At 61.0% G+C, this 13,058-nt stretch carries 16 protein-coding genes; 5 read left to right on the top strand and 11 right to left on the bottom strand.

Annotated elements, in window-relative coordinates; translation table 11 throughout:
- Positions 1–11: 11 nt before the first annotated feature.
- From AC4CWH_RS02325 to galE, 5 genes are all read right to left on the bottom strand, one after another.
- The gene (locus AC4CWH_RS02325) at positions 12–404 is read right to left on the bottom strand and encodes a RidA family protein (protein ID WP_491320214.1); all 393 of its coding nucleotides are present in this window, start codon (positions 402–404) and stop codon (positions 12–14) included.
- 400 nt (positions 405–804) lie between these two features.
- Positions 805–1,413, bottom strand: coding sequence for an alpha/beta hydrolase (locus AC4CWH_RS02320; protein ID WP_491320213.1), 609 nt, complete (start codon positions 1,411–1,413; stop codon positions 805–807).
- 11 nt (positions 1,414–1,424) lie between these two features.
- Positions 1,425–2,357 (bottom strand): VOC family protein, encoded by a 933-nt coding sequence (locus AC4CWH_RS02315; protein WP_491320212.1) that lies wholly within the window; start codon positions 2,355–2,357, stop codon positions 1,425–1,427.
- 130 nt (positions 2,358–2,487) lie between these two features.
- Positions 2,488–3,192, bottom strand: a complete 705-nt coding sequence (gene ung / locus AC4CWH_RS02310; protein WP_491320211.1) for a uracil-DNA glycosylase — start codon at positions 3,190–3,192, stop codon at positions 2,488–2,490.
- Between the two features lie 14 nt (positions 3,193–3,206).
- Positions 3,207–4,196, bottom strand: a complete 990-nt coding sequence (galE, locus tag AC4CWH_RS02305) for a UDP-glucose 4-epimerase GalE (RefSeq protein WP_491320210.1) — start codon at positions 4,194–4,196, stop codon at positions 3,207–3,209.
- Positions 4,197–4,398: 202 nt separating this feature from the next.
- On the opposite strand from galE, the gene AC4CWH_RS02300 reads away from it, so the two are divergent.
- Positions 4,399–4,758, top strand: a complete 360-nt coding sequence (locus AC4CWH_RS02300) for a YbaN family protein (protein WP_491320209.1) — start codon at positions 4,399–4,401, stop codon at positions 4,756–4,758.
- Between the two features lie 4 nt (positions 4,759–4,762).
- Here the strand turns inward: AC4CWH_RS02300 and AC4CWH_RS02295 are convergent, their stop codons facing one another.
- The 3 genes from AC4CWH_RS02295 to AC4CWH_RS02285 are packed head-to-tail and all read right to left on the bottom strand — an operon-like array spanning position 4,763 to position 7,520.
- A complete protein-coding gene (locus AC4CWH_RS02295; protein WP_491320208.1) occupies positions 4,763–5,554 on the bottom strand; it encodes a heme ABC transporter ATP-binding protein in 792 nt (263 codons plus the stop codon).
- Positions 5,554–6,642, bottom strand: a complete 1,089-nt coding sequence (locus tag AC4CWH_RS02290; protein ID WP_491320207.1) for a FecCD family ABC transporter permease — start codon at positions 6,640–6,642, stop codon at positions 5,554–5,556. The genes AC4CWH_RS02295 and AC4CWH_RS02290 overlap by 1 nt, the downstream gene beginning before the upstream one ends.
- Entirely contained in the window at positions 6,639–7,520 is an 882-nt protein-coding gene (locus AC4CWH_RS02285) for a heme/hemin ABC transporter substrate-binding protein (RefSeq protein ID WP_491320206.1), read from the bottom strand. Before AC4CWH_RS02285 ends, AC4CWH_RS02290 begins: the two co-directional genes overlap by 4 nt.
- A 156-nt stretch (positions 7,521–7,676) precedes the next feature.
- Here AC4CWH_RS02285 and hmuQ point away from each other — a divergent pair, with 156 nt between their 5' ends.
- Both hmuQ and hutX read left to right on the top strand, forming a co-directional pair.
- Positions 7,677–8,021, top strand: coding sequence for a heme-degrading protein HmuQ (gene hmuQ / locus AC4CWH_RS02280; RefSeq protein ID WP_491284012.1), 345 nt, complete (start codon positions 7,677–7,679; stop codon positions 8,019–8,021).
- Positions 8,018–8,554 (top strand): heme utilization cystosolic carrier protein HutX, encoded by a 537-nt coding sequence (gene hutX / locus AC4CWH_RS02275; RefSeq protein WP_491320205.1) that lies wholly within the window; start codon positions 8,018–8,020, stop codon positions 8,552–8,554. Before hmuQ ends, hutX begins: the two co-directional genes overlap by 4 nt.
- A gap of 46 nt (positions 8,555–8,600) precedes the next feature.
- Here the strand turns inward: hutX and AC4CWH_RS02270 are convergent, their stop codons facing one another.
- The 3 genes from AC4CWH_RS02270 to AC4CWH_RS02260 form a co-directional block, all read right to left on the bottom strand.
- Complete coding sequence (locus AC4CWH_RS02270; protein WP_491320204.1) at positions 8,601–8,912, bottom strand: hypothetical protein; 312 nt, start codon at positions 8,910–8,912, stop codon at positions 8,601–8,603.
- 142 nt (positions 8,913–9,054) lie between these two features.
- Positions 9,055–9,309: a hypothetical protein gene (locus tag AC4CWH_RS02265; RefSeq protein ID WP_491320203.1), complete on the bottom strand. Its 255-nt coding sequence runs from the start codon at positions 9,307–9,309 to the stop codon at positions 9,055–9,057.
- Positions 9,306–9,494, bottom strand: a complete 189-nt coding sequence (locus tag AC4CWH_RS02260; RefSeq protein WP_491320202.1) for a DUF3008 family protein — start codon at positions 9,492–9,494, stop codon at positions 9,306–9,308. The genes AC4CWH_RS02265 and AC4CWH_RS02260 overlap by 4 nt, the downstream gene beginning before the upstream one ends.
- 158 nt (positions 9,495–9,652) lie before the next feature.
- Between AC4CWH_RS02260 and AC4CWH_RS02255 the strand changes: the two genes are divergently transcribed.
- Entirely contained in the window at positions 9,653–9,925 is a 273-nt protein-coding gene (locus AC4CWH_RS02255) for a hypothetical protein (RefSeq protein ID WP_491284007.1), read from the top strand.
- Between the two features lie 169 nt (positions 9,926–10,094).
- Entirely contained in the window at positions 10,095–12,767 is a 2,673-nt protein-coding gene (treY, locus tag AC4CWH_RS02250; protein WP_491320201.1) for a malto-oligosyltrehalose synthase, read from the top strand.
- Positions 12,768–13,058: the final 291 nt, after the last annotated feature.

Genomic DNA, 13,058 nt, shown 5'->3' with positions numbered 1-13,058 from the left:
CCAAGCCGCCGTCAGAAAACTCTGGCGGCGGTGACTTCCACCTCGACCAGAAATTCCGGCCGGGTAAAGCCGCCAACGATAATCAGCGTGGAGACCGGCTTCGGCTCCAGCGTATAGCGGTCGCGCACGGCCATATAGGGCGCAAAATCCTCGCGTTTCGTGACGAAACCGGAGATGCGGATGACATCGGCAAAACTCATGCCGGCCTCGGCAAGAATTGCCTCTATCGCCTGAAAACACAGTTCTGCCTGACCCGTCACATCGGCAGGAATGCTGTCGTCTTGCGCGATCCCAAGCTGCCCTGACGTCACCAGAAGCGAAGCGCCCGGCGGCACCAGAAGCCCATGGTTATACTGCCCGAACGGCTTTCTGACCGAGGGCGGATTGAAGGCCTGTTTGTCCAAGAAAACTCTCCGGAATGGCTGCCTGCACGGCGGATGGAGAGACTATCGGCCAGGGGTTTTGTCCGTGCAAGTGGGAATATGGGCAAACGACGAGGTGAAGGCCGGCCGCTTGCCGCAAGGTGCCCCTCATCCCGTTGCCGCGACCTTCTCCCCGTTTTGACAGTAGGGCTACCGTATTTGAAATAAGACCCTCTCTGCCCTGCCGGGCATCTCCCCCGCAAGGGGGGAGATACGACGTGGCAATCGTCCCATTCTGCAAAAAGGGGCGCGGCGGGGTTAAGCCCTCCCCCTTGTGGGGAGGGTTTGGGAGGGGACTTGCGTCATATGCGATTGTCCTGGATCGGACCGGGAGATGGGGCATGCGGCCGCCCGATGGGACCAGACAATCTTGCCGTCTCGATCAGGCGCCGTAGGGCTGAAGGAAAGCCTTGAGCGCCTCGATTTCGTTGGGACGGATTTCGTGGCCGCCGGGGTGCCAGTCGAGCGTCACGTCATCGCCTTGCGCCACGAAATAATCGGCGAGCGCCTGGGTGAGCGGGACCGGGCAGATTGGATCGCGTTCGCCGGCGGTGATCAGCACCTTGCCAGATCCCGGACGCGGTTCTGGCGCAAACGGGATCAGCGGATGCATGAGTACGGACGCTGCAAACAGATCCGGCTGTTCGATCACGACATTTGCGAGAATATTGGCGCCGTTGGAAAAGCCGAGGCCGAGAACCGGCCCCGCCTGGTATTTGTCGCGGTTGGCGGCAACAAAATCCGCCATCCGCCCGGTTGCCCGCGCCAGATCGTCGAGATCATAGATGCCTTCGGCCTTGCGGCGGAAGAAGCGGGCGGCACCATGTTCGGCCACGTCGCCGCGCGGGGAGATCACCGTTGCCTCCGGCAAAAGCCGGCTGCCGAAATCAAAAAACTGGTTCTCATCGCCGCCCGTGCCGTGAAACACGAAGAGGATGAGCGCGCCCGGCTTTCCCGAGCGCACGCGGTGCAGATAACTTTCCGTGCTCATGATGCCCCTCCTTAGCCTTCCAGCTTTTCCAGATGCTCTTCGAGATAAGAGCGCAGGTGGCGGTGCTGGGCCGGAAGCTGCAGCGCCTGACCGAGATGGGCTGTATCCTCGTCACGATCAAAGCCCGGTTCGTTGGTGGCGATTTCGAAAAGAACGCCGCCTGGCGTGCGGAAATAGATTGCCCAGAAATAATCGCGGTCGATGACAGGCGTGACCTGATACCCGGTGTCCATCAGCGCCTTGCGCACTTCCAACTGCTTTGCGCGGTTTTCAACGGCAAAGGCAATGTGATGCACCGAGCCTGCCCCCTGCTGGGCACGCGCAATGTTCGGCATGGTCTCGATATCGATCGTATCGGCGCCATTGCCGCCGGGAATGGCCAAGCGTGTGACGCCATCCTTGCGGTCGACTTCCTGATAACCCATGAACTTCAACAGTTCGACGGTTGCTCCTTCATCGCGCAGGCGCATGGAGGCCGAGTGAAAGCCGCGGATGGCATGATCGGCATCGACACCGTTTCCGGTCCAGCCGGCGCGGGCATCGTCCTTGACTTCGGCGAGTGCAAAACCATCGCCATCGGGGCCAAAGAAGTTGAGGCGCTTTTCGCCGAAGGCTTCGTCGGCCTTCATCTCCAGGCTGCCCTTGGCGGCAAGGCGGTTGGCCCAGTAACCAAGCGAACCATCCGGCACGGCAAACACCGTGGTGCCCACTTCACCGGTGCCGGGACGGCCCTTGGCGATGTGCGGGAACGGGAAATAGGTCATGACGGAACCCGGCGTGCCCTGCTCATCGCCGTAATAGAGATGATAGACATCAGGCGCGTCGAAATTGACGGTCTGCTTGACGCGGCGAAGGCCGAGCGTATCGGTGAAGAACTTGTTGTTGCCGCGGGCGCTGGCGGCCATGGACGTTACGTGATGCAGGCCCTTGATCTGGTCGATCATGTGAAAAACCCCTTGTTTCCAGCGATCCGTCAACCGGTCCGCTTGTCTGGGGTGAAGATGGCCCTGTTCTGCCAAATTGCATAGAGTGAACGATCAGAACGGATCGTTCACAAAATAGAACTGGACGTCCTCATACATCCTGAACCGGCGTAGCGGGCAATTGCCAATCAATGGGATCACGCCCATTGGAGATCAGATAGGCATTGGCCTTGGAAAAATGCCCCGAGCCGAAAAAACCGTTATGGGCCGACAGCGGCGACGGATGCGGCGCCTTTAGCACCAGATGCCGGCGCTGATCGACAAACCCCGCCTTCTTCTGCGCATAGGCGCCCCAGAGCATGAAGACGACATGGGCGCATTCTTCGTTCACCACGCGGATGACCGCATCGGTAAACCGCTCCCAACCCTTGCCCTGGTGGGCGGCGGCGCGCCCCTCCTCTACCGTCAAAACGCTGTTCAAGAGAAGCACGCCCTGACGCGCCCAATGTTCCAGAAAGCCATGCGCCGGCTGTTCAATTTGAAGATCCGTGCGCATTTCCTTGTAGATGTTGACGAGCGAGGGCGGCACACGCACGCCGGGGCGCACGCTGAAACACAGGCCATGCGCCTGCCCTGCCCCATGATAAGGATCCTGCCCGAGAATCACCACCTTCACCTGAGGTAAAGGCGTCAGGTCAAGGGCGCGAAAATATTCCGGCCCCTTCGGAAAGATGTGTTTTCCCGCCTCTTTCTCCGAGAGCAGGAAAGACCGGAGAGCGCCCATGTAAGGCTCTGAAAATTCAGGCGCCAAGGCCTTTTTCCAGCTCTCCTCCAGTTTGACGCCCGTCTCCGCCATCACGCTACCCTTTATCAGTTCAGGTGGAAATTTGCCTTGGAATGCCAGTCCCAGGCAGAGCGGATGATATCGTGCAGGGAATATTGCGGCTCCCAGCCCAGCACGGCCTTTGCCTTGTCATTGTTGGCGACCAGCGTGGTGGAATCGCCATCGCGACGGCCGACATAGTCTACCGGGAACGGCTTGCCGGAGACTTCGGAGATCGTCGCCAAGAGTTCCTTCACCGTTGTGCCGGTGCCGGTGCCGAGGTTCAATTCCACCGTTTCGCCGCCGGCCAGCAGATAATCGACGGCGCGCACATGGGCGTCGGCCAGATCGAGAACGTGGATATAATCGCGCACGCAGGTGCCGTCGCGTGTGTCATAATCATCGCCGAACACCTTAAAACCCTGGCGGCGGCCAAGCGCTGCCTCGATGGCAAGCGGAATGGCATGGGTCTCCGGCGTGTGCCATTCGCCGATGCGGCCTTCGAAATCGGCGCCGGCGGCGTTGAAATAACGCAGCATCACCGAACGCAGGCCCTTATAGGTGCCGTAATCCTTCAGCGCCTGCTCGATGATGAATTTTGTGCGGCCATAGGGGTTGATGGGCGCCTGCGGATGGCTTTCATCCATCGGCACCTGCACCGGCAGACCATAGGTGGCGCAGGTGGAGGAGAAAACGAAAGCCTTCACGTCGGCATCCATGGCAGCCGACAGAAGTGTGAGCGCGCCGATGACATTGTTGTCGTAGAAGGCGACCGGGTTCTTCACCGATTCGCCGACCTCGATGAGGGCAGCAAAGTGCAAGACCGCGTCCGGCTGATACTTGGCAAACACCTCGTCCAGACGCGCCCGGTCACGGATGTCGCCTTCTTCCAGCGGACCCCATTTGGCAAATTCGGCATGCCCGTTCGACAGGTTGTCGAAAACGATGGGCTGATAACCACGCTCTGCCAGAAGAAGGCAATTATGCGAGCCGATATAACCGGCACCACCGACAACAAGAACCTTCTTCTGCGACATGGGGAACTGCAACTCCATTGATGTTGCGCGGCAATATAAACGGCGAAAACAGGATTACCAGCGCGGAAGTTCGACGATCTTCACCTTGGAACTGCCACCCGCGCACAATCGTTGACAAAGAACATGATTACGAAAGGCAGGTTTCCCAATCACCGGCTTTCCGCTATCATCGTCTCCACATATCTCTCAGGATTTCTCATCAATGCGTTGGTTGTTTCTGGGCCTCGGCTGGCTGTTCGTGGCGCTTGGCGTGGTGGGCGCTTTCCTGCCGGTCATGCCGACGACGCCGTTTCTACTGCTGGCAGTTGCCTGTTTCACGCGGTCCTCGCCGCGGCTGGAAGCGTGGCTTTTGAACCATCCGCGCTTTGGAAAACTGTTGCGCGACTGGCGCAGCAGTGGCGCGATTTCACGCAGAGCGAAGATCGCCGCCGTTTCGCTGATGAGCGTCAGCTACGGCATATTCTTCTTCGGCACAGCGCCGCCGCTCTGGCGGGCGCTGCTGGTCGCGGCAGTCATGGCCGGCTCGTCGCTGTTCATCCTGACGCGGCCGGATGCGGCTTGAGTTTTTAAAGCGATGCGCGGTGGCGCGATTGCGGCAGCACGAAGGGAATGTGGGCTGCCGGCATGCGCCCGACGGCGCCGGCAATGCCATAGACATCGGCAACGACCGTATCGCTCAGCGTGTCTGCGGCCGGCCCCTCCGCCACCACTTTTCCGCGTGACAGCACCACCACCTGATCGGCAAATTCGGCGGCAAGGTTGAGGTCGTGCAGAATGGCAAGCACCGCCCCGCCGCCGCGGGCAAAACCGGCGGCGATTTCCAGCACCGAAATCTGGTGGCCGAGGTCGAGGCTTGCCGTCGGCTCATCAAGGAACAGTGCGCGCGGCCGGCCCCCTTCCACCGGGTTCGGCACCTGCGCCAGCGCGCGGGCAAACTGCACCCGCTGCTGTTCGCCGCCCGATAGCGACGGATAAGGTCGCCCCTCGAAACCGGAGAGACCCACACGCGCAAGCGCCCGGCGCGCTTCACCGGCGGGATCGAGCGCACCTCTCGCTACCGCCCCCATGCGCACGATTTCAAGCGCTGAAAAGGGAAAGGCAAGCTCGCTTGCCTGCGGCAGCACGGCGCGGCAAGCGGCAAGCTTTTTCGGATCGAGCAGCGACACGTCGATGCCATCGTAACGGACATGGCCGGCGGTGAGTGCAATCTCGCCGGAGAGCGCCTTCATCAGCGTCGATTTGCCCGCGCCGTTCGGGCCGATGACAACAGTCACCTCGCCGGGGCGAAGGGTGAGCGACACGGTGTCGACCAGGCGCCGGCCAGCGCGTTCGATTGTCAGAGAATGGGCACGGATCATCACAAACCTCCCATGCCGGCGCCGCCTTTGCGGCCCAGCAGCAACATCAGGAAAACCGGCGCACCGAACAGAGCGGTGATGATGCCGATCGGCAGTTCGGCGGGCGAAACGATGGTGCGCGCCACGCTGTCTGCGATGAGAAGCAACGCCGCGCCGCCAATCGCCGAACCCGGCAGCAGGAACCGGTGCGACGGGCCGATGACGAGCCGCAGCAGATGCGGCACGACGATGCCGACAAAGCCGATGGAGCCGGCAACGGCAACCGTTGCACCACAGGCGGCAGCGACCGCCAGGATCACCAGCCGCTTCAGGCGCTGCACGGGAATGCCCATGTGAAAGGCGGCCGCATCCCCCAGAATCAGCGCATCGAGCCCGCGTGCCACAAACGGAATGATGCCGGTGACGACAACAACGAACGGCAGGATGGAGATGACCCGGGTAAAGGTGGCACCGCCGAGGGAACCGAGGTTCCAAAAGGTGATGTCGCGCAGCTGCCGGTCATCGGCCATGAAGATCAGGAGGCCCATGGCAGCAAGACTGAGGGCCCCGACGGCGATGCCGGAGAGGATGAGCTTTGACGTGGAGGTTTCGCCATCGCGGGTGGCGATGAGATAAAGAACCCAGGTGTTCAAAAGCCCGCCGAGAAAGGCCATCAGCGGCAAAAAGTGGCTGCCGAGCAGCATTGACACCGGTGCAAGCACGGTGGAGCCGAGCACGATGCCGGCCACTGCAAAAAGCGCCGCCCCGGAGGTGACCCCGACAATACCGGGATCGGCAAGCGGATTGCGAAACAGCCCCTGCATCATCGCGCCGGATACGCCAAGGCCCGCGCCAACGAGAACGCCAAGTGCGGTACGCGGCAGGCGCACCGCCTCCAGCACCACCCGCTCCTGCACCGCAAGTTCGGCACTTCGCCCGGTGAGGTACAGCCAGAGATGGCCAAGATCAGCCCCGGTCGGGCCGCTGCCCAGCGAGATGAGGCAGGCGACCACCAGAAGCAGCGTCAACACAACGAGCATGATCATGCCCTGGCGCGAGCGGTCGCCGTTATCCTCGCCGAAATGGAAGGAGAGCGTCAGGCTTTTCATCCCGGAAAGGCTTCCGGGTAAAGATGGGCGGCGAGCGTCCGGCCCGCTTCCGGCGTGCGCGGGCCAAAGCCTAGGAGCAGCAGGCCGTCCATCTGGATCAGCGATTTCGTCTCGGCTGCCGGCGTCGACTGGAAGGCAGGAAGCGCAAATACCTCATCGGGTTTTACGCCGTGATTGCCCGATTGCATGACGAGGATGACATCGGGTCTTGCACCGATCACCGCTTCGTCGGTCAGCGGCTTGTAGCCCGAAATGCCGTCTGCGGCATTGATGCCACCGGCCATTTCGATGATGGCGGCCGCCTCCGTATCCTTGCCGCCGGCCATGATGCGACCACCGGAGAGAGACAGCACGAACAGCACGCGCTTGCGCTTTTCCGGCAGTTTTGCCACCGCTGCGGAGAGCGCCTTCAGATCCGCGTCGGTCTTTTCGGCAAGCACGGCCGCCTTGTCATCGAGGCCAACGGCATGGCCGACATCGCGGATCTTCTTGCCGATGGCTGCCCCTTCAGGCGGTGTGTCGATGGTGACGACGGCAATTTCGCTGGCTTTCAGAATGGCAAGTGCATCCGGCGGGCCAGCACCGTCTTCGGTGAGGATGAGATCAGGCGTCTTGCCGAGAATGCCTTCGGCCGAGAGCGCGCGCATATAACCGACATCGGCCTTGCCCTTGGCCTCCGGCGGATAGCTGCTGGTGGAATCAACCGCGACGATGCGATCCTGTGCCCCCAACGCATAGAGAATTTCGGTGACGGTGCCGCCGATGGACACGATGCGTTGCGCCTTGGGATTTTGTGCTTCCGAGGCAAATGCGGCGGTGCCGGAAAGCGGCCATGCGACCAGAAGCGCCAGAAAACCCGTCTTGAGAAAAGCCTGCATCGTCTTATCATCCAGAAAAGGCGGGCGCGCTCACCGGTCGATCCGACTGTCGCTGCCCGATATAACATGAGTAATGGCGACAAGATTTAGGGCTTTTCAAGCGACGGAGCAACAGATATCTTGAGCCATCACCACCACTTTAAATGAGGATCTGCCATGTATATTGCCATGAACCGTTTTCGCGTCGTCCCGGGCTTTGAAGAAGCGTTCGAAGAAATGTGGCGCAGCCGCCAGCGCCACCTGTCGACGGTTCCGGGCTATATGGAATTTCACATGCTGAAGGGGCCGAAGCACGAGGATCATTCGCTTTATGCCTCGCATACGCTGTGGGAAACCCAGGAGCATTTCACCGCCTGGACGAAATCCGAGCAGTTCCGCGCCGCCCATGCGCGCGCCGGCGAAAACCGCGGCAAGGTGGAATATCTCTCCGGCCCGCATTTCGAAGGGTTTGAAGTCATCATCCACGAAGGCCGCGACGGCAATTCGGCGGAGGCCGCATGAGCGCGGCGCTCTCGATTTCCTCAAGCGACGATGAGGCGCGCCGGGCGCGAGCGGTTGCAGCACTTGGCGAAAAGCCGGACGGCGTGGTGGAAGCGATTGCCGCAAAAGCCGAGGTGACGCCGGCCGAAATTCTGGCGCTGCTGCCGGATGGTGCCGCGACATCGGCACCGGAAAACGCGTTCGAGGCGATCTGGGCCGAGATGACCGGCTGGGGTGAGGTTCTTTTTATCGTCCACACCGATGATATCGTGCTGGAGGCCGAGGGCTCACTGCCCGCCGGGTCCGAAGGTCATGGCTGGTTCAACATCCATGGCGATAGCCCCATCGGCGGCCATATCGCGCGAAAGAACTGCGCTGGAATCTCCTTTGTCGACCGCGCTTTTCACGGTCGCCGCTCCTGTTCCGTCTGGTTCATGAACCAGAAGGGTGCGGCCATGTTCAAGGTTTTCGTCAAGCGTGATGCGGCCCGCGAACTGATCGGCGAACAGCTCGCAAAGTTCGAGGCGCTGCGCGACATTTATGCCAAGGCCTGAATAATGAGTGCCGGAGTGGGCAATCCGCTCCGGCACATTAAGGCGCTTACGAGCCCTGATTTTCCTGTTCGCCATTCTGCAGCAGATTGGCAAGCACGGCGCAGTTCGGATCGCTCTGGTCGAGAATCTGCGCCGGCGCGGTCCAGCCGATCGTGACGCCGATGGCGGTGGTTACCGCCCACATCGGCTCCTGTCCCGCCCGCTCGATCAGCTGGGGACCGTGGGTGGAAATACATTGCTGAACCTGCCGTGCGGTCTCGGCAGAGGCGTTGGCGTTCTGCAGATGCGTCTGCACTTCCGAATGGATGGGGGTGATTACGAACATGGTGATGAACCACGCGGTCATTTCCGAGAGCATGTCTGGCCTTCAAATCGACGGTGATGTCGCAAAAAGGTCCGACATCGTGAAAGCGTCGATTTCTTTCACCAGAGGGGCCCGGACCATCGGGTCGAGCCTCTAGATGGTGATCGCCAGCGGCGGTTCAAGATGATGATGCCGATCAAAGTGCCGGCACCCATTTCCACATCACCGCCTCCTTGCGCTCGGCATAATGCTTGAATTCGCAGTCATGGCGACGGGCGAACCCTTCAGCCGCATCAAGCGCCTCGGGACTCACCGGGTCCATGCCGGTTCCCGGCGCAAACCAGTCTTCCAGCAGGTCATCGGGCACGTAGACACCGATGCGCAGGGGAAGCGATTTTAGCGCCTGCGAGAGGGCGGCAAGCTCTTCTTCGGCGACAGGCAGATCAATCATGATTTCGATGCGTGTTGCGGTTTTCCCTCGCGGCTGGTGGCCGCCATGTCATGCAACTCCTTTTCCGACATGGATTTCTCCATGCTTTTGGAAGCGCCTTGAAGTTCGCTCTTCTTGATATCGCCGCGCTTGGCGGCAAGGGCAGCACCCGCCGCCTTCTGCTGTGCCTTGGATTTGGCCGGCATAGTTCTCTCCTGTGTTTTGCCCGCTTCAAAAGCCAAACCGGCGGCCGGCGCGGTGGTTCCATCGCCGTGACCGCGCTTGAGGGAACCGCAGGCCATGCCTGCGGGTTTCTCTCAAGAACCGGAGTTTCCCGGAAATTCCCCTGAAAGGATGAGACATCATGACTGCCAAGGAAAATCAGGACGCCAGGGACAAGATGACCGACGAAGGTTCGCGCCGTTTTACCGAAGATGGCCGCGAACGCGTGGAAGACGCGCTGCATGGACAGATCGACCAGACCAACCTCAAGGCCCAGCAGGAGGCCTCGCGCCTTGGCGGCGGTGATACCTATCTGGTCAAGAGCGACCTTGAAGACCAGGATGAGCGGCTTGGCGAAGACCAGCCCGATGGCCGCCCGAGCCCGATGGCAAATGCCGACAATCCGGAGCGCTGAGCGCTTCATTCGACTGACATCTGATTGCGCCATGCACCGGAAACGGTGCATGGCGCGTCTAATTTTTCCGGCGTCAGCGTGGCGTTGCGGAACCGGCATGCCCTCTCCACGTTGGGCAGGCTTGAACTCTCTCCCAGAGATAGACCACAAGCGTCGGAGGCGCACGAGCTTGACGATCCCCACATCGACCTACCGTATCCAGTTCCGCAACGGCATGACCTTCGACCGCGCGGCGGCGCTCGTGCCTTACCTGAAGCGCCTGGGCATCAGCCACCTTTATGCCTCGCCGATTTTTACCGCCGCGGAAGGCTCCACCCACGGGTATGACGTGGCCGATGCCAACGAAATTGCGGAGGAGCTTGGCGGCCGCGAGGGGTTCGAGCGCATGAGTGCCGCGCTTAAGGAAAACGGCCTTGGCCTCATCCTCGATATCGTGCCGAACCATATGGCAGCGGCGCTGGAAAACCGTTGGTGGCGCAGCATCATCGAATGGGGACAGGAGAGCCCCTTCAGCCATTTCTTCGACGTCAACTGGCAACGCCGCCTGACACTTCCGGTCCTGGGTGAAGATTTTGATGCTGTGGCGGAAAAAGGTGATCTTTCCGTCGGCTTCGATACAAAGGCCGCCTGCCTGACGCTGTCCTATTTCGACAACCACTATCCGCTCTCCCCGGCAAGTTATGGGCAGGCGCTGGACGGCATCGACCTTGCGCTCGCAGACAAGATCCGCGCCGCAGCCGCCTCTGCCACGCCGGCCGAAGAAGAGGCATTTCATGACGCGATGCGCGCGTTTGCCGCCGATCCCGAAGCCTCACGGCTTGCGCAAAAGCTTAGCGATCGCACACTCAACCAGGAGCAGATCACCGCCCTCCACGCAGCGCAGCCATACTGCCTGATGAACTGGCGCAAGGCACCGAGCGAGCTGAGTTATCGCCGTTTCTTCGAAATCACCGGCCTTGCCGGCTTGCGCGTCGAGACGGAGGAAGTTTTCCTCGAAAGCCATCGCCTGATCCTCGATCTGGTGCTGTCCGGCAAGGTGGATGGCTTGCGCATCGACCATGTGGATGGTCTGGCCGATCCGCGCGCCTATCTGCAGCGGTTGCGCGAGGCGGTCGGTCCGGATTGTTATCTGGTGGTCGAAAAGATCCTCGGGCACGGTGAGCGCCTGCCGTCCGACTGGCCGGTCTCCGGCACCACCGGTTACGAGTTCATTGCAAGCCTGTCTGATGTTCTGGCAGAGCCGGAAAACCTTGCCGCCTTCCACAGCCAGTATAGCGAGGTCACCGGCCGTCCGCTCGATCTGGATGCGGAAATGCAAAAGGCCAAGGGGCTGATGGTCGATGTCAATTTCGCCGGCGAAGTCAGCACCCTCCTGTCGATCGCACTTGAGATTGCCGCCGGCCATCAGGATAGTGGCCGCTTTGACGAGGATGCGATGCGGGATGCGCTGCGCGCACTGCTGATCGCCTTTCCCGTCTACCGCACCTATGGCAACACCCTTGGCCTTGAGCCGGCAGACCGGCAGCGCCTGAGCGACGTGCTCTCGGAGGTGCGGTCGCGAAAAGATCCGCCGCAATCGCAGCCGCTCGGTTTCCTCGCCCGCATCATCGTCGGCGATGTCAGTGAAGAATTTGATACTCAGGCGGGTGAATTCCGCACGCGCTTCCAGCAGCTCACCGGCCCGTTGATGGCGAAATCGCTGGAAGATACGCTGTTTTTCCGCATCAACCCGCTGATTGCGCTGAACGAAGTGGGCGGAGAACCGCTGCCGCCGCTTAACGGCGTCAGCCAGTTTCATGCTGAAATGCAGGCAAGGCTGAAAGACCAGCCGCAGGGGCTTTCGGCCAGCTCCACCCATGACACCAAACGCGGCGAGGATGCCCGCGCCAGGCTTTATGCGCTGTCGGAAGCGCCCGATCTCTGGCGCGCGGCATTTGATCGCTGGCGCCAGATGAACCGGGATCTTGTGGTGGAGCTTGATAACGGAACAGCGCCGGAGCCGGAGGTGGAATGGCTGATCTACCAGGCACTTGTCGGTGTGTGGCCGCACAATCTTGGCGCAGACGACACGCAGGGCCTGAAGGCACTGGAGGAGCGGTTTGTCGTTTATCTCGAAAAGTCGCTGCGCGAAGCCAAGCTGAAAACCGGATGGAACGACCCCGACAGCGCCTATGAAGAGGCTGTGACCGGTTATGCCCGCAATCTGCTGGGGCCTGATGGCGGAGGTTTCCGGCAGGATTTTATCTCCAGCATGCAGCCGGTGTTTGCCGCCGGCGGTTTAAACAGCATCACCCAGACGCTGATCAAGCTTGCCGCACCCGGCATTCCCGACATCTACCAGGGCAGCGAAGGCACCGATCTCAGCCTTGTCGATCCGGATAACCGACGCGCGCCGGATTTCGAAGCGTTGATGGCCGGGCTCGATTGTGCCTGGGATCCGGCCGATCCGGAAGCCTGGCTGGATGGGCGGCTGAAGCAGCGGGTGATCGAGGCCGTTCTGCCCTTGCGGGCGCGCGAGCTGGCACTGTTTCTCGAAGGCGATTATCTGGCGCTGGAGATTGCCGGCGAACAGTCCAGCCATCTCGTCGCTTTCGCACGCAAGTTCCAGGACAAGGCCGTGATCGTCGTCGCCCCGCGCCTGATGCTCCAGCATCTGCTGAGCGAGGCAGTGCATCTGCCTTCTGCCGATCTCTGGACGGATGCCGTCCTGAAGCTTGATGCGGGCCTTGCCCACCATAGCTACCGGGACCTCCTGTCGGAGGACATCATTCAGCCGACGTCCGAACTTGCCCTTGGCGAACTTCTGGCCACGCGGCCGTTCTGCGTGCTGCTTTCGGCCTGATCTTCACCCAGCGCAGGGAGGACAGCTCCCTCCTGCGCTGGGCGCTGGTGCGGGCTTGAATGTGCCCACGAAAAAAGGTGCCGCCCGAGGAGGACAGCACCTTTTAAACAACGTTCCAAAGTCAGTCGTCGAGGTCAGGCAAGACCGACGAAAGACAGGATTGCGATCACGATAACCACGGCGCCAACGAGCCATACGATGCTGTTCATGTTTCTCTCCTTTGATCAGATTGCCGCCACTGCCGGCAGCTCTTGAGGTTCGAGATCAGGCGAACCCGACCAGATTGAGGAC

The sequence above is a fragment of the Neorhizobium sp. PAMB6716 genome (genome assembly GCF_058242805.1).
The sequence above is the reverse complement of the archived record's forward strand: the minus strand, read 5'-3'. Positions and strand labels throughout refer to the sequence as shown.

Coding starts and splice junctions, on each gene's coding strand:
- AC4CWH_RS02265 (WP_491320203.1), bottom strand. CDS start 9,309: ATGATTGATCTGCCTGTCGCCGAAGAAGAGCTTGCCGCCCTCTCGCAG.
- hmuQ (WP_491284012.1), top strand. CDS start 7,677: ATGTATATTGCCATGAACCGTTTTCGCGTCGTCCCGGGCTTTGAAGAA.
- AC4CWH_RS02295 (WP_491320208.1), bottom strand. CDS start 5,554: ATGATCCGTGCCCATTCTCTGACAATCGAACGCGCTGGCCGGCGCCTG.
- AC4CWH_RS02290 (WP_491320207.1), bottom strand. CDS start 6,642: ATGAAAAGCCTGACGCTCTCCTTCCATTTCGGCGAGGATAACGGCGAC.
- galE (WP_491320210.1), bottom strand. CDS start 4,196: ATGTCGCAGAAGAAGGTTCTTGTTGTCGGTGGTGCCGGTTATATCGGC.
- AC4CWH_RS02300 (WP_491320209.1), top strand. CDS start 4,399: ATGCGTTGGTTGTTTCTGGGCCTCGGCTGGCTGTTCGTGGCGCTTGGC.
- ung (WP_491320211.1), bottom strand. CDS start 3,192: ATGGCGGAGACGGGCGTCAAACTGGAGGAGAGCTGGAAAAAGGCCTTG.
- AC4CWH_RS02285 (WP_491320206.1), bottom strand. CDS start 7,520: ATGCAGGCTTTTCTCAAGACGGGTTTTCTGGCGCTTCTGGTCGCATGG.
- hutX (WP_491320205.1), top strand. CDS start 8,018: ATGAGCGCGGCGCTCTCGATTTCCTCAAGCGACGATGAGGCGCGCCGG.
- AC4CWH_RS02320 (WP_491320213.1), bottom strand. CDS start 1,413: ATGAGCACGGAAAGTTATCTGCACCGCGTGCGCTCGGGAAAGCCGGGC.
- AC4CWH_RS02270 (WP_491320204.1), bottom strand. CDS start 8,912: ATGCTCTCGGAAATGACCGCGTGGTTCATCACCATGTTCGTAATCACC.
- AC4CWH_RS02260 (WP_491320202.1), bottom strand. CDS start 9,494: ATGCCGGCCAAATCCAAGGCACAGCAGAAGGCGGCGGGTGCTGCCCTT.
- AC4CWH_RS02315 (WP_491320212.1), bottom strand. CDS start 2,357: ATGATCGACCAGATCAAGGGCCTGCATCACGTAACGTCCATGGCCGCC.
- AC4CWH_RS02255 (WP_491284007.1), top strand. CDS start 9,653: ATGACTGCCAAGGAAAATCAGGACGCCAGGGACAAGATGACCGACGAA.